Source organism: Ochrobactrum sp. Marseille-Q0166 (assembly GCF_014397025.1).
Taxonomy (GTDB): domain Bacteria; phylum Pseudomonadota; class Alphaproteobacteria; order Rhizobiales; family Rhizobiaceae; genus Brucella.
On record NZ_JACJUO010000001.1, the window covers coordinates 717,004 to 737,195 of the forward strand.

The window sequence follows — 20,192 nt, forward strand, 5'->3', positions numbered from 1 at the left end:
GCTTAATCGCGCTTTTGCTGGACGAATGCGGCTCAATTCCTTATAACGCGGCCATTCAGCACGGATAGCGCGGTGGCCGAACTGCCTGCGGCCAGACCCATTGTTATGTGACGCTTTCCGTGTGTTTCATATGAACAGAACAGGGGTGCCATGGCTGGCCATTCACAGTTTAAGAATATCATGCACCGCAAAGGCCGTCAGGATGCGGTGCGGTCGAAAATGTTTTCCAAGCTTGGTCGCGAAATCACCGTGGCTGCAAAGCAGGGGTTGCCTGATCCAACGATGAACCCCCGCCTGCGTCTGGCAATCCAGAACGCCAAGGCGCAGTCGATGCCAAAAGATAACATCGAGCGCGCCATCAAGAAGGCGGCTGGTAATGACGGTGAAAACTATGATGAAGTGCGCTACGAGGGCCGTGGCCCGGGTGGGGTAATGGTCATCGTTGAAGCTCTGACCGACAACCGTAATCGTACCGCATCCAATGTGCGTGCTGCCTTCACCAAGTCAGGCGGCGCACTGGGTGAAACCGGCTCGGCAGCTTTCATGTTCGATCGCGTGGGCGAAATTGTCTACAAGGCCGAAGTTGGTGACGCCGACAAGGTCATGGAAGCCGCTATTGAAGCAGGTGCTGATGACGTTCAGTCCGGCGAAGAAGAGCATGTGATCCTCTGCGCCTTTGAAGACATCGGCGAAGTATCGAAAGCGCTGGAAACAGCTCTCGGAGAAGCCGAATCGATCAAGACGATCTGGAAGCCGCAGACCAACACAGAACTGGATGAAGAAAAGGCACGCTCCGTGCTCAAGCTTCTCAATGTTCTTGAAGACGACGATGACGTGCAGAACGTCTACTCGAACTTCGAAGTCAGCGACGAAGTTATGGAAAAGCTGAGCGCCTAAGTTCCGGCATCAGTTTCGAATATGAAAACTCCCGGCTTTTCCGGGAGTTTTTTTATAGAGTATCTGTCTTGGAATCAGAGCAACAAAAAACCCCGCCAGAGCGAGGTTTTTCGTAAGTTCATCAATGTCAGTATTAGATACCGAGATTGCCGAAACGGTTCTTGAACTTCGTTACGCGACCGCCGCGATCGAGCAGGGTCTGCGAACCGCCAGTCCAGGCTGGATGCGTGGTAGGATCGATATCGAGATTCATCGTATCGCCTTCTTTGCCCCAGGTAGAACGGGTTGTGTATTCGGTGCCATCGGTCATCACAACCTTGATGGTGTGGTAGTCGGGATGGATATCAGCTTTCATCTTCTCAATCCTGAAAGTCTGGGAAGAAAAGCCCAGCTCTAATGTTTAAAACTGCGGCACTTTCGCCCAATGACAGATATGAAGACCCGCCACCAACGGCAACGGCTTCCAAAAGGGTTGGCGAGCCTATACATCAGGCGCACGGCAATAACAAGGGCGCAATCTTAAGAATGGCCAGCACAGACAGTCAAATTCGCATGAATCCAGTTTCAGAGGCAAAGGAAGAGCGCAAACGCCGTTCGTTGAAGCCGCTCAAGCGCATGCTACCTTTCCTCTCGCGCTACAAACCTCTGGTTCTTGGAGCACTTTTCTCACTGGTTCTCGCTGCTGTGACGACTCTTGCTGTTCCGGTTGCCGTGCGCCGTATGATCGACCATGGCTTCACCGGCGCAAATGCGGTCTTCGTGAATAATTACTTTGGAATGCTGGTGGCGCTGGCGCTGGTTCTGGCGCTTGCATCGGGCCTGCGCTATTTCTTCGTGATATCGCTGGGTGAGCGAGTGGTGGCAGATTTGCGTAATGCGGTCTTTTCGCATGTGACCAGCCTGTCACCGGAATTCTTTGACCGGTCGCAGTCGGGCGAGATCGTTTCGCGCCTTTCGGTCGATACCACACAGATCAAGTCTGTTGTTGGGGCCACTGCGTCGGTTGCTTTGCGTAATGTGATTCTGGGCATTGGTGCACTGATCATGATGGTGGTTACCAGCCCCAAGCTTTCTGCGCTCGTGATTGCCGCTATCCCGCTCATTGTAATTCCACTGATTGCTTTTGGTCGTTCCGTTCGCCGTCGTTCCCGTACAACACAGGACATGCTGGCGCATGCCAATGCCTATGCCAGTGAGCAGATCGGCGCGATGCGCACGCTTCAGGCCTTTACCAATGAAAACATGGTGGTCGGCAATTTTGCAGGTGCTGTTGAAAAAGCCTATCAGGCCGCGCGTTCATCGATCAAAGCACGCGCTATTCTGACAGGCTTTGCAATTTTCCTGATTTTTTCCAGCGTGGTTGCCGTACTCTGGTTTGGTTCGCGTGATGTGCTTTCCGGCACGATGACAGCAGGAACGCTGGGCCAGTTTGTCCTTTACGCGGTTTTCGCGGCCAGCGCTTTTGGGGCACTTTCAGAAGTGGGTGGCGAACTTGCGCAGGCCGCCGGTGCAACCGAACGGCTTGCAGAAATTCTTGATGAAAATCCGGGCATCTCCGCCCCTGCAAATCCCGTTGCCTTGCCACAACCGCCGCGTGGAGAGATCAGCTTCGACGGGGTGCATTTTTCTTATCCAACGCGTCCAGACGCGCCGTCGCTCAATGGTGTCAGCTTCACTGTAAAGCCCGGTGAGACGGTCGCCATTGTCGGCCCATCCGGTGCTGGTAAAAGCACGATCTTCTCGCTGGTGATGCGCTATTACGATCCGCAATCGGGCCGTGTGCTGATGGATGGCGTAGCCTTGCCTGAAGCGGATCCTGCGAAGGTGCGTGAACGCATTGCCGTGGTGCCGCAGGATGTTGCGATCTTTGCCACCAGCATTCGCGAGAATATCGGCTTTGGTAAACCCGGTGCGAGTGATGCTGAAATCGAGGCCGCAGCAAGGGCGGCCCTTGCGCACGACTTCATTATGGCGCTGGACAAAGGCTACAATACGGAAGTCGGTGAACGTGGCGTAACGCTTTCAGGTGGCCAGCGTCAGCGCATTGCCATTGCGCGCGCGATCCTGCGGGCGGCCCCTGTTCTGCTGCTGGATGAAGCAACCTCGGCGCTTGATGCAGAGAGCGAAATGCTGGTGCAGAAGGCACTTGATAGCCTCATGGATAATCGCACAACGCTCGTTGTGGCGCATCGCTTGGCAACGGTTCTGAAAGCCGACCGCATTCTGGTTCTCGACAAGGGGAGGATTGTTGAAGAGGGCACGCATCAGACGCTGGTTGAGAAGGGCGGTATTTATGCCCGGCTCGCCAAGTTGCAATTTGAAGCAGGCGCAGGCGTTTTCGGTAAATAAAAAGGGGGCTTTAAGCCCCCTTACAGCGGTTCCAGTTAAAAATGAATCGCCGCAACCGCTGTGACTATTTGTTTTTTCGCATTATCCGACGCAAAACCGCGTCGCACTTTTGCTGGAAATGCTGTAATTTTCGTTATCTCTCTGTCAGCTTCAGCTCAATACGGCGGTTTCTTGCGCGGGCATCTGGTGCATCGGAACTATCGAGCGGCTGATACTCGCCAAAACCGGCTGCAACCAGACGGTTGGCTGGTACGCCATTGGCGATCAGATATTTGACCACCGCCGTTGCGCGTGCTGATGAAAGCTCCCAGTTGTCGCGGAAGCGACCTGTGCCTGCCAGTGGCACATTGTCAGTATGCCCATCCACCCTCAGAACCCAGTTGATGTCATCCGGGATTTCCTGATTGAGCGTGATGACCGCATCAGCAAGTTTCTTCATTTCTTCCTGACCGGCAGGATTGAGATCGGAAGAGCCCGTTGGGAAAAGCACTTCCGACTGGAACACGAAACGGTCGCCGACAATGCGGATATTTTCCTTGTCAGACAGGATCGCACGCAGACGCCCAAAGAAGTCGGAGCGGTAGCGATTGAGTTCCTGCACCCGCTGTGCGAGCGCCACATTCAGACGACGTCCGAGGTCAGCGATCTTGGCATTCGATTCGCGATCACGCGATTCGGATGCATTGAGCGCATCTTCAAGTGCTGCAATCTGGCGGCGCAGCGCTGAAATCTGCTGGTTCAGCAATTCCACCTGCGAGAGTGCCTGCGCACTGACCTGTTTTTCCGCGTCAAGGCTCTGGCTCAGTTCACCTGCACGTTTTTCGGCAGCAGCACCAGCGCCGCTGCCTTCATTGAGAAGGGCTTGCAGGCGCGAGCGTTCACTCTCCGCACCTGACAATGAGGCCTGCAGATTGGCAATCGTGTCCTGCATGTCCTGCGAATTGCTTTTCTCAAGCGACAAAAGCTGTGTCAGTTCCTGTATCTGGCTGTTGAGACGCGCCAGAGCGCTGTCCTTGCTGTCGACATCGCGGCTTAGCAGAAACTGCCCCAGCACGAAGACCGTAAGCAGAAACATGATGGCGAGCAGCAATGTGGTGAGCGCATCGACGAAGCCGGGCCAGTAATCGATATGACGCTGCGGGCGGCGGTTGCGGGCTAGAGCCATTGTGCTTACTCCGACCGTGTGCGGTCAGTCGGGCGTTCTGGAGCGCTCTCGGCAGGAGCTCTGGAAGCAATAGCCTCATTGAGACGGCCAAGGGTTTCCCGAATGGCCTTTTGTTCTGCCGCCTGTTGTTCTATCCAGTCGCGCATCATCTGCTGTTCGCTGCGCATACTCTTGACCAGTCCCTGTATGCCTTCAGCGAGGTTGGCGAGTGCTGCCGATGTGCGTTGGCTCGACGTGTCCCCGCCCTGCAGGTTCTGCACGCGCTCAGCGAGGTTGCGGACACCATTAAGACTTTCATCAGTGCTGAGATCAGAACCCAAATCTGTGACCGAGGAAAGCCAGTTTTCAAGCTCTGTATAGAAGCGGTTTTGCGCGCGGCCTGCCTGAAGGTCGAGAAAGCCGAGAATAAGCGACCCTGAAAGACCAAACAGCGAGGACGAGAAGGCTGTACCCATACCCGAAAGCGGTGCCTGAAGCCCTGCTTTGAGCGAATCGAGCACATCTGTTGTGCTGCCCGAGCTTGGATCGAGCGACTGGATGGTCTGACCGATAGAGCCGACCGTTTCAAGCAAACCCCAGAAAGTGCCAAGCAGGCCGAGAAACACCAGAAGGCCGATCAGATAGCGCGAAATATCGCGGCTTTCATCAAGGCGTGTGGCAATCGAATCGAGAATGGATCTCGTCGATGTGGTCGTCAGCGCCATCGACTGTCTGCGACCGATCAAGGCCCGCATGGGCGCAAGGAGCACGGGCGGGCGGGTTGTGCCGTCGCGTTCGCCATCACGGAAAGAATTAACCCAGCGAATTTCTGGCAAAAGCCGTAGTACTTGCCCGAAAGCCAACAGGATGCCGACGAGCAGAACCAGAAAGATCAGGCCGTTAAGACCCGGATTGGTGACGAAAAATGTATGGATCTGCCGGATCAGAACCGCTGCCAGAAATGCGACAATGATGAGAAAGATCACCATGGAGAGAACGACGATTCTTGGGCTGCTCAGGCGGTAGGGATCATAGTCCCGTGCATCGTCAAGGCGTTCCCTTGAAAGTCTCAAATCGCTCATGCGTTTCGCTCCATGGATATCCATTGGGATAATCTGTCGCGGGGGAGCCTACTGCATAATTTTGCGAAGCGGAATCGCTTAAAGTGAAAAAATAATGCGCTCCGGTTGGAATGCCGGAGCGCAGAAAACAGAGAAGAAGTAAACGGATCAGATTGGCTTGTTGACCGTCTTTAGCAATGCCTTCTGTATGATTTCATTGCCAGCGACGATCGTCTTGGTGCCGAAAATGTCCTGACCACCCTTTTTGTCGGATACGAAGCCGCCGGCTTCTCGGATCATCAGCATGCCTGCACCGAGATCCCAAGGATGCATGCCGTCTTCCCAGAAGCCATCGAGACGACCGGCAGCCACATAGGCGAGATCAAGAGCAACTGCACCCATACGGCGAATACCCGCTGTTTCGCCCATGACGTTGCGCAGTTCGACAAGATACTGGCCATGACCGGGGCGACCCAGATGCGGGATGCCGGTACCGATCACACAGTCGACGAGTTTATTACGCGCTGCAACGCGCAGACGACGATCATTAAGGAATGCGCCACCGCCGCGCTCTGCGGTATAAAGTTCGTCCATCGCCGGATTGTAAATGACACCAGCAACGATCTGCCCCTGGCGCTCAAGAGCGATAGAGACTGCAAAAATCGGGATACCATGAAGGAAGTTGGTGGTGCCATCCAACGGATCGACCAGCCAGCGATGTTGTCCGTCCTTGGATTCGACCTCACCCGATTCTTCCATCAGGAAGCCAAAATCCGGGCGGGCGCGGCTCAGTTCGGTGTAGATGACTTTTTCCGCTTTGCGGTCGGCCTGGCTGACGTAATCGCCTGGCCCTTTGAGAGAGACCTGAAGGTTCTGCACTTCGCCGAAATCGCGCGCAAGGCCACGCCCGGCCTTCATTGCGGCCTGAACCATTACATTGAGAAGGGCTGAACGCGCCATCTGATCATCCTTTTTAGAAGCGCATCCCAAAACCTGTGAGCCGGTTTTCGGAAGAGATGCGCGTTGACAAACCTGAGAGGATCGATCTGATCTAATCAGATCACCGGCACTCAGAACTGAGCAAGCTGAGAAAGAACCGTCACGATCTTTCGAAGAAGACCGGACTGCGGCGCCAGACAGGCGGGCGCCGCATCGTTTTAGAAAGATATTATGCGCGGCTGATGTAAGTCAGCTCACTGGTATCAACGATTACGCGTTCACCCGATTCGATGAATGGGGGAACCAGGATACGGATACCGTTTTCCAGAACAGCCGGCTTGTAGGAAGAAGCAGCGGTCTGGCCCTTGACGACCGGATCGGCTTCAACGATTGCCAGTGTTACCTGTTCTGGAAGACGAATGCCGATCGGCTTTTCTTCGTAGAGTTCGACAGTGACCATCATGCCGTCCTGAAGGAATGCAGCGCGGTCGCCAACGAAGTCTTTGAGAAGTTCAAGCTGTTCGTAGGTTTCGGTATCCATGAAAACCAGAGCTTCGCCCTGTTCGTAAAGGAAAGAAAAGTCCTTCTGTTCCAGACGAACGCGCTCGACGGTTTCTGCTGCGCGGAAACGTTCGTTGAGCTTGGTGCCATTAATAAGGTTCTTCAGTTCAACCTGATTATAAGCGCCGCCTTTGCCTGGCTTGACCGCATTGGTCTTGACCGCAACCCAGAGGCCACCATCATGTTCGATGACATTGCCTGGGCGGATTTCGTTACCATTGATCTTCATGAGATTAATCCGGGAATAAATGTGAAAACTGTAGCGGCCCGGCGCATCACGACAGAAAGGCAATCACCGCCTCTCAACAGGGATTGCGTCCATCTTTAACTCGAACCACGATAATCGGCGTTTCCAAGACCACAAATTGGGGTTTTGTGCAAGCCTGAGCCTCCAATCAGAGCGCCGGACAAGCAAAAAACCTCAGGGAATTTACCTGACACGCATATTATTGGCCGTTTCGATTGCCTGTTTGATCTGGTCATCTGCCAGACCGTCCATCATATCATTGAGGTCCGGGGCCCGAAAACCTGCACGTTGCGCAATAATATACCAGGCAGCAGATTTTACCGTGTCACCGTCTGTCCCGATACCATCACGATAAAGCCGGGCGAGCCATGCCTGCGCCATTACCATGCCGCGCTGCGCTGCAATCTGCATCCAGCCAAAGCCCTGCTCATAATTACGATCACCGCCACGACCTTCAACCAGCCATCTGGCAAGATCATATTGCGCGGTGTCATAGCCTTTGCGTGCCGCGCGCAGCAGATATTCGCGCGCTTTTTTGTCGTCACGCGGTATTTTGTCGGTACCGTTGGCGTATATTTGGCTCAAAGCATATTCGGCATCAGCCAAGTTTGCCGTTGCAGCCTTTTCAAACCACGGGAAAGCCTCATCTATGCCGGCTGCACCTGATGTCTTCACCATAACCAGTTGCCCGTAATTGAACTGCGCCATGGCGTTGCCGCTTTCGGCAGCCTTTTGCATCAGCTGTGTGGCTTTGGCGGTGTCCTTTTTGACATAACGACCTTGAAGCAACAGTGCTGCATAGCGAAACTCTGCTTCATGAACGCCATGTTCTGCCGCCTTTGCGTACCATTCGGCAGCTTTTTTCTGATCGGCAGGAACACCAAGACCGCGTGCATAAATTTCGGCAACCAATGTCTGTGATGCCGGGTCGCCTTGCTCGGCCTTTGGCTTGGCCAGATTAAAAGCTGTCAGATATAATCCGCGCTGATAAGCGCCGAAGGCTTCGTCAGCCGGCTTGTCACCAAATCTGCTGGGATCAATAGCGGGTAAAGCGCTTGTGGATGCCGGTTGCGGCAGCATCTTTGACTTTTCAGTGGGCTTGTCACCTTTGGCATGATGATTTTTTTGCACGCTTGCGGCTTCACCAGCCGTTCCGGCAGCGAAGGCCATCGGAAGAGGTGCCGCGAATATCAGAGTTAAGGCGAGAAGAATTTTGCTCTTCATTGGGGCGTACAAAACCTTGCCGGATTTAATTTTCAAAACGCGGGGCATGTTCATCAAGAAGTCTGTTGGCTTCAGAGACTGCTTTTGCCGGATCATCTGCTTCAAAAACTGCGCGACCAAGGGCGACAAAATCGGCACCCGTCGCGGCTGCCGCTATGACGCTTTCCAATGTATTGCCGGCTTGTGCGACACTTGGAATTTCAACAAGCTCAGACCACCATTCAGCCAGTGACAGATTGCGTGGATGGGCATCTGGCTTATTATCTGCACCGATTTTTCCGAAGAAGACATAATCAGGCTGCAACTCGCCAATCTCCATCGCACTATGGCGATCACGCAGATTGCCCGTGCCGATGATGAATTTTGGTGTGTGCTTTTCGATGGCTTCGGCAAGCTCAGCAGCTTTACCTTCAATGTGAATGCCATCGGCGCCAACACGACCTGCAATGCGTGTATCATTGAGAATTATGGCTGCGGCACCTTTTTCCTGAATGACGGCAACAGCCTTTTGTGCGGAGGCTTGAAAGGCAGCTTCGTCAAGGTCTGTGCCATCAAGAATCACACTTGCCACATCACCACCTGAAAGCGCCGCAGTCAGCAGTTTTGCCAGTGCTTCCCCATTGGCAATGGGTGGTGCAACCAGCAAGAGGCGGCAGCGATCATTGTTTTGTTGTGCAGTTGGCGCGTTCATAAACCAAACCTAGCGAAAAATGTTGATGGAATTCGGGCATAAAGTAAGAGGCGTTGCTTGAACAGCCCTTTTGCATTTCAGCGCACGTGTTGGAGGCGAGGGCAACGCCTGCTGGCATTATGTTATCCACTGGAACGAAAGTTGATTGGAACCAACCGCGTTCTGCCGGAATTAACAGCTATATAGGCGGCATGAAGTTGCTCAGCTATTGCAGAGAAAAACAAACGGCAGGCAGGCGAAATGACGAATGAAACCGCGAAAATAGTGCCCAAAGTCCGCGACACGCGTATTGATGTGTTTCGCGCGCTCGCACTGCTTACGATTTTCATCAATCATGTACCCGGAACGATTTTCGAACATTTCACGCATAAGAATCTGGGCTTCTCGGATTCGGCTGAAGCGTTTGTTCTGATTTCCGGTATGGCGATTGCGCTAGCCTATGGATCGAAGTTCGGTCCCGGTAATCGTTTGGTGTTGACGCTAAAAATGTGGCGCCGTGCCGGTGTGCTTTATACCGCGCACATTATGACGACGCTTGCGACCATCGGTATTTTCGCGTCCGCCGCAATTTTCCTTAAACATCGTGAGCTTCTGACCCAGATTAATATCGGACCGTTGGTTAAGCAGCCGGTTGAAGCGTTACTTGGATTGGTAACGCTTGGCCATCAGCTCGGCTATAACAACATTCTATCAATGTATGCTGTTGTGCTGCTTCTGACGCCGCTCCTACTCCTGCTTGCACGCATCAGTCTGTCGCTGATGGTCGCTGTGTCGGGAACAGTCTGGTTGCTGTCAGGTATTTATCATGTGGCTCCTGTGAATTATCCAACAGAAGGTGTTTGGTTCCTTAACCCGCTGTCTTGGCAGTTCCTGTTTGCGATCGGTATTGCCGGTGTCATGTATGTGCGTCGTGGCGATAAAATTCCTGCACATCCGGCTTTGATTGCTGCAGCTGTTGGTTATCTCGTGCTTTCACTTGCATGGGTGCGTATCCCACTGTGGGGCATTGATGCGTCGATGGGGATGCCTGCGGTTCTGACCGGCTTCGACAAGACGTTTCTTTCTGCTCCGCGTCTGCTGCATGTGCTGGCCATGGCTTATCTGATTGCAGTCGTTCCAACGCTTAACAGCATTGCCCGCACGTCGCCGGATAATCCGCTCGCCATCCTTGGTAAGCATTCGCTTCCTGTCTTTATTGCCGGAACGCTTCTGGCAATGGTTGCGCAGGTTATGAAGCTCGTTAATCCGGGTGGCCTGCCATATGACACATTGCTGATTGCAACCGGTGTCGTGATGCAATTCGCGCTGGCTTATTATCTTGAGTGGTTGCCAACCATTGGCTGGGGCAAGAAGCCTGCAAAACCCGCTGCGGCAGAGGGAGCGAAAGCATCTCTTGGTGCAAACCCCAAACCTGTATTGCAGCAGATGTGACCAGAAGCCGCCTTCAGGCGGCTTTTTGTTTGCGATTTCTTCCACAGGTTTGCCCGGGAATTAACCATTCATTAATCTTAACGGCGTTAAATACTTTACATCCAGTTCGGCTGGATTCTTACCGAGTGGTGAAGCCACTCTGTTTGACGCCTCCCTGTTAAACTCCTGAGAGCCGCCTTTGCGGCTCTTTTTTTATGCTTTTCAGAGAATCGTCCTCTTTCTGGTGGAACCCGCGTCAATACTTTTCACAGTTCATTCAAAACCCCCTGAAAAAATTAACCGAACATTAAACATAATCTTGCGCGACGGTGTATGAAGGTGCAGTTTATAGTGGACTTGCCCGGTCAAGCTGTTCCGTCACAGCTCTCCCCATGGTCGAACAGCGGTCCAATATATTCTTTCGCGCACATTTGACGGTGTGCGAGCAACAAAATGGACGTTTATGCGTTCATATAAGGTGGCAGAGAAGTGATTAGCGAACAGGGACAGATGCCGGGCAATATGATCAGCCTCGCTGAACGCATGGTTTTCTCGGATTCCTTTAAGCCAATTTACAGTGAAGGCATGGATATGGTTGAGGAAGCGGCGAGCTATCTTGACGGCGAGGGCCGTGAAGAAGCACGCAACCTCTCACGCGTTGCTGCTACCCTCTATGCTGCCGAATCAATGCGCCTGACAACGCGCCTTATGCAGATTGCTTCATGGTTGCTGCTGCAGCGTGCAGCTCGCAACGGCGAGATGTCCCGCAAACAAATTGAAGCAGAAAAAGCCAAGGTGCGTCTGGATACGCCATCCGCGGGCGATGTGGCGGCGGGTTGGAACGAGCTGCCACCTGCTTTCATAGATTTGATCGAACGGTCGCTCCGCCTTCAGGCGCGCGTTCGTCGGATGGATCGTAATGTGTATGGTGACGTTGTTTCGCTGCAATCTGCACCACACGGCAATCCGGTGTCTGATCAGATTGTGCTGCTCAAGACAGCTTTCGGCGCTTCCTAAGATTTCGCTTTTGATGGCCTGCAAATGGCTTCTCTTGTGCTTGCCTAGGCTCACGCACCTTTAAGTACACTTCGTACGGTTCACAAAGAGCACTATTTGGGACGCATCCAAACTATAATCCGCGCAGGCGATCTGCATCATCTGATGCATATGTTTCTCTTTTGTTCACATTTATGCTGTCAAGTGAACCCATCTGAGGATAGGGTTCATTTATGAAAGAAACGATTCGCATCATTGGCATTGATCCGGGGCTCCGCCGTACTGGCTGGGGCATTGTCGAATCGCTTGGAAATTCCCTGCACTTTATCGGGTCGGGGACGGTGACGTCCAATGCCGAGATGGATCTCGCGTCACGGCTTTGCCAGTTGCACGAGGGACTTTCCAAGGTTCTGCATGATTTCATGCCGCAGGAAGCGGCGGTCGAGCATACCTTCGTCAACAAGGATGCGACCGCAACGCTCAAGCTTGGTCAGGCGCGTGGCATTGCGCTTCTTGCTCCGGCTCAGGCTGGGCTTGCTGTTGCGGAATACGCGCCCAATGCGGTCAAGAAGGCGGTCATCGGTGTTGGCCATGGCGAAAAGCAACAAATTCATATGATGGTGAAGGTTTTGATGCCGCGTGCAACGTTCGATACGAGCGATGCTGCCGATGCGCTCGCTATTGCCATTTGCCATGCACATCATCGACAAAGCATTGTCAGTGCGCGCAGAATGCAGGCTTTATTAGCAGGATAGGTATCAAATGATCGGCAAGCTCAAGGGCGTGATCGATGAAATTGCTGACGATCATGCCGTGATCGATGTGCATGGCGTTGGCTATGTTGCTTTTTGTTCGGCTCGTACACTTGGTAATCTAGGCGGGGTAGGGGAAGCAGCGGTTCTGTTTATCGAGACCTATGTGCGCGAGGACATGATCCGCCTTTACGGTTTCGGGTCGCAGCTTGAACGCGAATGGTTCCGCCTGTTGCAGAATGTGCAGGGCGTGGGTGCCAAAGTAGCGCTTGCGGTGCTCGGAACACTGACGCCGTCGGAACTCGCCAATGCGATTGCTTTGAGAGACATCGCGATGGTTTCGCGTGCGCCGGGCGTTGGCAAGAAAGTTGCCGAGCGCATCGTCACTGAGTTAAAGAACAAGGCGCCGGCTTTTGCTGGGGAAGCCAGTGGAACCATCGGGCTCAAACAGGAAATCGGCGCGGGCGCTGCTTCAGCACCGGTCAGCGATGCAGTTTCGGCGCTATCCAATCTTGGCTATTCACGCGATCAGGCGGCCAATGCGGTGGCCGCAGCTCTCAAGGAAGCCGGTGAAAGTGCTGATTCTGCCAAGCTCATTCGCCTTGGTTTGAAGGAGCTGTCGCGGTGAGATACTTGTCTGAGATAAGTGTTCATGCGAGAGGACTGGCATGAGTGACCGCAACCCATTGATCAACGCTGACCTGCGCAGTGAAGACGCCGACACAACTTTACGTCCTCAAACGCTGGACGATTTTGTGGGCCAGGCAGCTGCACGCGCCAATCTTAAAGTGTTTATCGAAGCTGCAAAGGTACGCGGCGAAGCACTCGATCATGTACTTTTCGTCGGCCCTCCGGGACTGGGAAAAACCACGCTCGCGCAGATCATGGCCAAGGAGCTTGGTGTCAATTTCCGCTCGACATCTGGTCCGGTGATTGCCAAAGCGGGTGATCTCGCCGCACTTCTGACCAATCTCGAAGATCGCGATGTGTTGTTTATCGACGAGATTCATCGTCTCAGCCCTGCTGTCGAAGAAATACTCTATCCGGCGATGGAAGATTTTCAGCTTGATCTTATCATTGGTGAAGGTCCGGCAGCGCGTTCGGTGAAGATCGATCTTGCAAAATTTACGCTGGTTGCGGCAACGACGCGTCTTGGACTGCTGACGACGCCTTTACGTGATCGCTTCGGTATTCCGACGCGGCTCAATTTCTACACGGTCGAAGAGCTTGAATATATTGTGCGCCGTGGTGCGCGGATCATGCAGATGGGGATTTCGCCGGATGGTGCGCTGGAAGTCGCACGCCGTTCACGTGGGACACCGCGAATTGCGGGACGTCTGTTACGCCGTGTGCGCGATTTTGCGTTGGTGGCCGGTGCCGATGTCATCGACAGCAAGATTGCCGATGAAGCGCTTTCGCGGCTTGAAGTCGATAATCGCGGGTTCGATCAGCTTGACCGCCGCTATCTCGATATGATCGCACGCAATTTTGGCGGAGGCCCTGTGGGTATCGAAACCATTGCAGCCGGTTTGTCTGAACCGCGTGATGCGATTGAAGACATTATTGAACCTTATATGATCCAACAGGGGTTTTTGCAGCGTACACCACGCGGGCGGGTTCTGACCAATCTTGCCTGGCAACATCTGGGGCTTGCTGCGCCCGCTGAGGCCGCGCAGCAATCGCAGTTTGGCCTATTTATGGAAGACGAATAGTTATGGATCATGCGCAGGTTGCGGGCGAACTGAAAAACGGGACACATCATCTCTATGCCCGTATCTATTATGCTGATACGGATTTTTCGGGCTTCGTCTATCACGGTCGCTATCTCGAATTTTATGAGCGTGGCCGCACCGACTTCTTACGCCTTCAGGATGTTCACCATATTGAGCTTGCAGAAGGTTCGCTTGGCGAGGAAATGGTCTGGGTCGTTCGTCGCATGGAAATCGACTACAAGTCGCCTGCAAAAATGGACGATCTAATTCTGATCGAAACACGTGTCAGCGAAATCCGGGGTGCACGCGTGATCATGGCGCAGAAGATCACGTGTGATGGACGATTGCTGTCAGAAGCCAAGGTCGAGGCCGTGATGATTACCAAGCAAGGCCAGCCACGCCGGATACCCGACGAATGGCGTGAAGCTTTTACGAAGGCTGAAGATGAGTGACCGTTTCCACTCTTTTGACGAGCTTTGCGATGTCTATATCGAGGGGACTGATTTTGCGGTTGTAACCCGCTTTGTTGCAGGTTCGGAAATTGTCATCCTCGCCCCGCATGGTGGTACAATCGAATATCAGACGACGGAACTCGCAGATGCAATTGCGGGTGGAAAATATAGTTTTTATTCGTTTATTGGTCTGCTTGATCGCAAGCGGGCAAGAGATCTTCACATAACATCGCACCGTTTTTTTGAAGTGAGGATGGATGATCTGCTTTCCCGTTCCAGATATGCCCTCGCCATTCATGGCCGAAAAGACGTGCAGGACTTGAATGGTATTGGTCAGGTGGACGACAAGGACACGATTTATCTCGGTGGATTGGATACGAGGTTCACTGAGCTTCTTGACGACGAACTGAGAGGTGCAGGATTTTCCACACGTGTGTCCGGTCATGCATTTCCTGCTCGCAATCCCGTCAATCTATGCAATCGCTGTCAGTCGGGCCGGGGCGCCCAGCTTGAACTGCCATTATCGCTTCGCCATGCATTTGCGAATTCCGCGTCAATGACGTCCCAATTTGTTGCTGCAACGCAAAAAGCCATAATTCGTCGCATTGGAAGCAAACAGTAATTCTTTGTGCTTATTGATCATTTGCACATTAAGAGTAACTGAACTTTAACCATAATAATCCATTAATCATGGTGATGGAATCGGTTGAGAGGTTGGTTGTTAAGCAATGCCTTCCTTTCACCAAAATTAACCATGAAAAGCGCTGTGAGGATTTAAAGTTGAAATCCGGTTATGGCGGTGGGGCGTTCGGAAGCGAACGTTTTTCGAATAATTTGCGATGCCGCCCGGTCATGATGCCGGGCGTTTGGATTCGAGGACGGTAGATCGATGGAAAATGTTGCGCTCGCGGCCCCAGCCGCCGATATTACCCTCTGGGGCCTGTTTATGCATGCGGGCTGGGTGGTTAAGCTGGTGATGCTTGGCCTTATAGGTGCATCGGTCTGGACCTGGGCAATCATCGTGGACAAGATTGTTTCTTATGGCCGCGCCCGTCGTGCGATTGATCGATTTGAACAGGCCTTCTGGTCAGGACAATCTTTGGAAGAACTCTACCGCACACTCAATGAGCGACGCACCACGGGCATGGCGTCCATTTTCATTGCTGCGATGCGCGAATGGAAAAAGTCGTTTGAGAAAGGTGCGCGCTCGCCAATTGGCTTGCAGATGCGTATCGACAAGGCGATGGATGTGGCTCTGGCCCGTGAAGGCGAAAAACTCGATTCCCGCCTTGGCTTCCTTGCAACAACCGGGTCCGCGGCGCCTTTCGTTGGTCTGTTTGGTACGGTTGTCGGCATTATGACATCGTTCCAGGCTATTGCAGCATCCAAGAATACCAGTCTTGCTGTTGTGGCACCTGGTATTGCGGAAGCGCTTCTGGCGACTGCGATTGGTCTGCTCGCTGCTATCCCTGCGGTTATCGCTTACAACAAGCTTTCTGCCGATGCGGGCAAGATCAGCGGGCGTCTTGAAGGTTTTGCGGATGAGTTCTCCGCCATACTGTCGCGCCAAATTGATGAGAAGTTGACGCCGCGCAACTAAACGCGTTCCAACCTCTAAGCGAAATCGAGCCTTCGGGAATATTCAAATGGGCATGTCAGTTGGAAACCAGGGAATGCAGTCGGGTGGTCGCCGCAGGCGCGGCCGCAAGAAGGCATTGATGAGCGAAATCAACGTTACGCCCTTTGTGGACGTGATGCTGGTGCTGTTGATCATCTTCATGGTTTCTGCCCCACTTCTGACAGTTGGCGTGCCGATTGATCTGCCGGATACGCAGGCGAAGGCGATGAATGCAGATACGCAACCGATCACTGTTTCGGTCAATAACGAAGGTCGGATTTTTATTCAGGAAACCGAAATTCCGATTGATGAGGTCGTTCCAAAGCTCCAGGCTATTGCCAAGACCGGTTATGAGGAGCGTATTTTCGTACGTGGTGACAAGGCTGCCGATTATGGCACTGTCATGAAGGTCATGGCTCGCATTTCCGCCGCCGGTTTTAAGAATATCGGCCTTGTTACACTCCAGGAGCAGGATAGCTGACGGCATCATGAAGGCTGGCCTGACATCTTCAGTTGCACTCCATGCCGTGGCGGTTGCGCTGGCAGTGGTTTCGTTCTCCTCGCCGAAGGCTTTCGACGTGCAGGATTCGGAGTCATTTCCGGTCGATATCGTTCCGATTGAATCGATTACTCAAATTCAGCAGGGCGACAAAAAGGCGCCGATGAAAGAGAAGTCGGCCCCGATACCGACGACAAAACCACAGACAGTGCCGGACGCGCAGGAGTTTGGTGATCAGAATGTTGATAGCCAGACACCGCCGACCCCTGATACCAAAGCAAAGCCGCTTGAGGCAGCTCAGGAACCAAAAGCGCAGCCGGAACCGGTAAAAGAGCCAGTACCAAAGCCTGATCCGAAACCGGAGCCCAAGCCGCAGGAAAAACCGACGCCGGTTCCGGCGACGGAAGTGCAGACCAAGCCGGAACAAAAGCAGGAAGTGAAACCTGATCCGGTTGCAGAAGCGATTGAGAAGCAGGCTGAAGCGCCTGATCAAACCACGCCGAAGCTGCCTGATAATGTTCCTGCACCACAGCAAAAGCCAAAGCCTCCGCAGGCGCAGACGGCCAAAACGCCAGACCGCAAGCCCGTGGACGAGAAGAAGCCAACGCAATCGGCATCACAGACTTCGCAGTCGAAGAATGATGCTATTGCTGATGAAGTGGCAGCCCTTCTTAACAAGCAGAAGGCATCGGGCGGTGGGGCAAAGCGCTCGACCGATCAGGCATCGCTGGGTGGCAAAAAGAATACAGGCGGTTCAAAACTGAGCCAGAATGAAATGGATGCGCTTCGTGGAGCCATCTCAAAATGCTGGAATGTCCCAGCCGGTGTTGCGGATGCGCCCGGTCTTGTCGTGACCGTCAAGATGCATCTCAATCAAGATGGTTCCATTCAGGGTTCGCCTGAGGTGACCTCTGGCGGTGGTGCCGATGGTGTGGGCAGAGCGGCAGCTGAAAGTGCGCGACGCGCTGTGGCACGCTGTGCACCTTATAACCTGCCAGCAGACAAATATGACTCATGGTCGGAAGTGATCGTCAACTTCGACCCAAGTGAAATGTTCTGATCAGCATGGCTGGTCGCTCCTAACGAATGCCAAGGACAAAAGAGGTCCCAGAAGATATGAAAATAGGCATCATGAAAACAAAGATCCGCGCAGCCTTATCGGCTTTTGCCTGTGTGATCGCTGCAAGTTTTGTTTCCACCATGCCGGCGCATGCGGTCGTGGAAATCAATATTAACAAGGGTGTGGTCGAGCCTTTGCCGATTGCTGTCACCGACTTCCTTTCAGGTGATCAGCTCGGCGCGAACATCACCTCGGTCATTGCAGCCGACCTTGAGCGGTCAGGTCTTTTTGCGCCGATCAACAAGGGTGCATTCATCGAGAAAATTTCTAATCCCGATGCTGCGCCTCGCTTTGAAGACTGGAAAGTCATCAATGCGCAAGCGCTCGTGACAGGTCGCATCACCAAGCAACCTGACGGTCGTTTGAAAGCTGAGTTTCGCCTCTGGGACACATTTGGTGGACAACAGCTTATTGGTCAGCAGTTTTTCACCACGCCCGACAACTGGCGTCGCGTCGCCCATATCATTGCCGATGCGATCTATGAGCGTCTGACAGGTGAAAAAGGCTATTTCGATACCCGCGTTGTTTTCGTTGACGAATCCGGTCCTGCTCAGAAGCGTGTCAAGCGTTTGGCTATCATGGATCAGGATGGCGCCAATATTCGTTATCTTTCCGATGGACGCTCTATCTCGCTGACGCCACGCTTCTCACCGAACCGCCAGGAAGTGACGTACATGTCGTTTGAAGGGGGGCAGCCGCGTGTCTATCTGTTGCAGCTTGAAACTGGACAGCGTGAACTGGTCGGCAATTTCCCCGGAATGACAATTGCACCGCGCTTTTCGCCCGATGGCCAGAAGGTTGTGATGAGCCTCCTTCAGGACGACGGCAGTGCAAATATCTACACGATGGACCTGCGTAATCGCACGACGACCCGTCTGACAAACAGTCAGGCTATCGATACCAGTGCGTCTTATTCGCCCGATGGTTCGCAGATCGTTTTCGCGTCTGATCGCGGGGGACGTCCACAGCTTTACGTGATGGGGGCTGACGGCTCCAATCCGCGTCGCATTTCGTCAGGTGATGGCAGCTATTCGACTCCGGTTTGGTCGCCACGCGGTGATCTCATCGCCTTCACCAAGCAGTCGCAAGGCCAGTTCTCCATTGGTGTTATGAAAACCGATGGTACGGGTGAACGCCTTCTGACTTCTGGTTTCCACAATGAAGGCCCGACCTGGGCACCAAATGGTCGTGTTCTGATGTTCTTCCGCAAAGCATCGGGTGCTGCTGGTCCAAAGCTTTTCAGCATAGATTTGACCGGTCGCAACGAGCGTCAGATTCAGACACCGAACTTCGGTTCTGATCCGGCCTGGTCGCCATTGCTCGAGTAGCTTGCTTGGTGGATTTCATGATTGAAGGCGCGAAATCTCGGTTTCGCGCCTTTTTCGTGGCAAAATGCCACAATTATAGCGTGAAAGCCGTGTTTCTGCCGCATTTAACTATCAAGTGCTAGAAACAGAATTGCTTCCGGATAAAAACCGGTTTGCATATGGTCGCAAGAAATTATTAACCATACTTCTTGAGCCTGTTTTAACCTAGATATGATTATTGGTTGGTTACGCAGGAACATCAAATCTTAAGGAGCTCCGGCCCATGCGCCGTATCCAGTCGATTGCACGTAGCCCGATCGCTATTGCCCTTTTCATGTCGCTCGCCGTTGTTGGTTGTGCGTCCAAGAAGAATAACCTCCCAAACAATGCCGGTGATCTTGGTCTGGCTGGTGGCGCTGCTACGCCCGGCTCTGCTCAGGATTTCACGGTGAATGTTGGTGACCGCATCCTCTTCGATCTCGATTCGTCGCTGATCCGCGCTGATGCGCAGCAGACGCTTTCGAAGCAGGCTCAATGGCTACAGCGTTATCCGCAGTATTCGATCACTGTTGAAGGTCATGCCGACGAACGTGGTACCCGTGAGTACAACCTGGCTCTTGGTCAGCGTCGTGCTGCTGCAACGCGTGACTTCCTTGCAGCGCGTGGCGTTCCAACCAGCCGTATGCGTACCGTTTCTTATGGTAATGAGCGTCCTATTGCTGTTTGCGATAACAACTCTTGCTGGTCGCAGAATCGTCGCGCGGTTACCGTCCTCAATGGTGCTGGCAGCTAATTTTTAGGAAATCGTCCGAACCTAATCAGAAAAAAGCGGCCCTAGGGTCGCTTTTTTTGTTTGAGAACGGAGCAATCAATCTCTTTGACAAATTTTAGCCGAACTCACCACTACATAATTCCTCAAAATCGAAAGAGTTTAGCGCGCGTTTCGATCTGACTGTTTTAGGTCGGCGCTCTAGCTTTTTGTTTTGTCGCGCATCTTTTTCCGAAAACCGTTTCACACTTTTCGGGATGTATTCTAAGGCCGGATTATATAGTAAAATTAAAAAGTTAGAGCATGCTCCAAGTGCCATGAGGCGAATGATGCTCTAATGTTACAGGGAAAGCATCTTTGCTTTTTATCGTTTTTCTCTAAAAGCTGAGAAGATCGCGAAAAATCAGGTGTTCAGAAAATGTTCAGGCATCATGTCTGATTGTT

Annotated in this window: 21 protein-coding genes; 14 read left to right on the forward strand and 7 right to left on the reverse strand. The window is 53.0% G+C overall.

From position 1 onward, the window contains the following. Positions 1–150: 150 nt before the first annotated feature. A complete protein-coding gene (locus H5024_RS03390; RefSeq protein WP_187544023.1) occupies positions 151–897 on the forward strand; it encodes a YebC/PmpR family DNA-binding transcriptional regulator in 747 nt (248 codons plus the stop codon). Positions 898–1,030: 133 nt separating this feature from the next. Here H5024_RS03390 and rpmE read toward each other — a convergent pair whose 3' ends face one another. Continuing rightward, on the reverse strand, positions 1,031–1,252 hold the full coding sequence (rpmE, locus tag H5024_RS03395; protein ID WP_187544024.1) for a 50S ribosomal protein L31: 222 nt from the start codon (positions 1,250–1,252) through the stop codon (positions 1,031–1,033). 41 nt (positions 1,253–1,293) lie between these two features. On the opposite strand from rpmE, the gene H5024_RS03400 reads away from it, so the two are divergent. Next, on the forward strand, positions 1,294–3,246 hold the full coding sequence (locus tag H5024_RS03400; RefSeq protein WP_187544025.1) for an ABC transporter transmembrane domain-containing protein: 1,953 nt from the start codon (positions 1,294–1,296) through the stop codon (positions 3,244–3,246). A gap of 133 nt (positions 3,247–3,379) precedes the next feature. Here the strand turns inward: H5024_RS03400 and H5024_RS03405 are convergent, their stop codons facing one another. The 6 genes from H5024_RS03405 to H5024_RS03430 all read right to left on the reverse strand — a co-directional run bounded on the left by H5024_RS03405 (position 3,380) and on the right by H5024_RS03430 (position 9,113). Then, positions 3,380–4,411 carry a peptidoglycan -binding protein gene (locus tag H5024_RS03405; RefSeq protein WP_187544026.1) on the reverse strand — a complete coding sequence of 344 codons (1,032 nt, stop codon included), beginning with the start codon at positions 4,409–4,411 and terminating at the stop codon, positions 3,380–3,382. 5 nt (positions 4,412–4,416) lie between these two features. Beyond that, the gene (locus H5024_RS03410; protein WP_187544027.1) at positions 4,417–5,472 is read right to left on the reverse strand and encodes a MotA/TolQ/ExbB proton channel family protein; all 1,056 of its coding nucleotides are present in this window, start codon (positions 5,470–5,472) and stop codon (positions 4,417–4,419) included. Positions 5,473–5,619: 147 nt separating this feature from the next. Beyond that, positions 5,620–6,411 carry an inositol monophosphatase family protein gene (locus tag H5024_RS03415; RefSeq protein WP_187544028.1) on the reverse strand — a complete coding sequence of 264 codons (792 nt, stop codon included), beginning with the start codon at positions 6,409–6,411 and terminating at the stop codon, positions 5,620–5,622. A 208-nt stretch (positions 6,412–6,619) separates the two neighbouring features. Further along, positions 6,620–7,180 carry an elongation factor P gene (gene efp / locus H5024_RS03420; RefSeq protein WP_187544029.1) on the reverse strand — a complete coding sequence of 187 codons (561 nt, stop codon included), beginning with the start codon at positions 7,178–7,180 and terminating at the stop codon, positions 6,620–6,622. Positions 7,181–7,381: 201 nt separating this feature from the next. Beyond that, a complete protein-coding gene (locus tag H5024_RS03425) occupies positions 7,382–8,422 on the reverse strand; it encodes a tetratricopeptide repeat protein (RefSeq protein WP_187544030.1) in 1,041 nt (346 codons plus the stop codon). Positions 8,423–8,447: 25 nt separating this feature from the next. After that, entirely contained in the window at positions 8,448–9,113 is a 666-nt protein-coding gene (locus H5024_RS03430; RefSeq protein WP_187544031.1) for a thiamine phosphate synthase, read from the reverse strand. A gap of 240 nt (positions 9,114–9,353) precedes the next feature. Here H5024_RS03430 and H5024_RS03435 point away from each other — a divergent pair, with 240 nt between their 5' ends. The 12 genes from H5024_RS03435 (at position 9,354) to pal (ending at position 19,772) form a co-directional block, all read left to right on the forward strand. Beyond that, positions 9,354–10,544, forward strand: coding sequence for an OpgC family protein (locus H5024_RS03435; RefSeq protein WP_187544032.1), 1,191 nt, complete (start codon positions 9,354–9,356; stop codon positions 10,542–10,544). A gap of 489 nt (positions 10,545–11,033) precedes the next feature. Beyond that, the gene (locus H5024_RS03440) at positions 11,034–11,540 is read left to right on the forward strand and encodes a DUF1465 family protein (RefSeq protein ID WP_187546572.1); all 507 of its coding nucleotides are present in this window, start codon (positions 11,034–11,036) and stop codon (positions 11,538–11,540) included. A gap of 212 nt (positions 11,541–11,752) precedes the next feature. Further along, positions 11,753–12,274 (forward strand): crossover junction endodeoxyribonuclease RuvC, encoded by a 522-nt coding sequence (gene ruvC / locus H5024_RS03445; protein ID WP_187544033.1) that lies wholly within the window; start codon positions 11,753–11,755, stop codon positions 12,272–12,274. 7 nt (positions 12,275–12,281) lie between these two features. Beyond that, positions 12,282–12,899, forward strand: coding sequence for a Holliday junction branch migration protein RuvA (gene ruvA / locus H5024_RS03450; RefSeq protein WP_187544034.1), 618 nt, complete (start codon positions 12,282–12,284; stop codon positions 12,897–12,899). Positions 12,900–12,939: 40 nt separating this feature from the next. Continuing rightward, on the forward strand, positions 12,940–13,983 hold the full coding sequence (gene ruvB / locus H5024_RS03455; protein WP_187544035.1) for a Holliday junction branch migration DNA helicase RuvB: 1,044 nt from the start codon (positions 12,940–12,942) through the stop codon (positions 13,981–13,983). 2 nt (positions 13,984–13,985) lie between these two features. Further along, on the forward strand, positions 13,986–14,435 hold the full coding sequence (locus H5024_RS03460; protein WP_187544036.1) for a YbgC/FadM family acyl-CoA thioesterase: 450 nt from the start codon (positions 13,986–13,988) through the stop codon (positions 14,433–14,435). Continuing rightward, positions 14,428–15,057 carry a poly-gamma-glutamate hydrolase family protein gene (locus tag H5024_RS03465; RefSeq protein ID WP_187544037.1) on the forward strand — a complete coding sequence of 210 codons (630 nt, stop codon included), beginning with the start codon at positions 14,428–14,430 and terminating at the stop codon, positions 15,055–15,057. Before H5024_RS03460 ends, H5024_RS03465 begins: the two co-directional genes overlap by 8 nt. A 267-nt stretch (positions 15,058–15,324) precedes the next feature. After that, positions 15,325–16,035 (forward strand): protein TolQ, encoded by a 711-nt coding sequence (gene tolQ, locus H5024_RS03470; RefSeq protein ID WP_187544038.1) that lies wholly within the window; start codon positions 15,325–15,327, stop codon positions 16,033–16,035. 46 nt (positions 16,036–16,081) lie between these two features. Beyond that, positions 16,082–16,534, forward strand: coding sequence for a protein TolR (tolR, locus tag H5024_RS03475; protein ID WP_187544039.1), 453 nt, complete (start codon positions 16,082–16,084; stop codon positions 16,532–16,534). A gap of 7 nt (positions 16,535–16,541) precedes the next feature. Continuing rightward, complete coding sequence (locus H5024_RS03480) at positions 16,542–17,612, forward strand: hypothetical protein (RefSeq protein ID WP_187544040.1); 1,071 nt, start codon at positions 16,542–16,544, stop codon at positions 17,610–17,612. A 56-nt stretch (positions 17,613–17,668) separates the two neighbouring features. Beyond that, the gene (gene tolB, locus H5024_RS03485) at positions 17,669–19,000 is read left to right on the forward strand and encodes a Tol-Pal system beta propeller repeat protein TolB (protein ID WP_187544041.1); all 1,332 of its coding nucleotides are present in this window, start codon (positions 17,669–17,671) and stop codon (positions 18,998–19,000) included. Between the two features lie 262 nt (positions 19,001–19,262). Next, entirely contained in the window at positions 19,263–19,772 is a 510-nt protein-coding gene (gene pal / locus H5024_RS03490) for a peptidoglycan-associated lipoprotein Pal (protein ID WP_187544042.1), read from the forward strand. Positions 19,773–20,192: the final 420 nt, after the last annotated feature.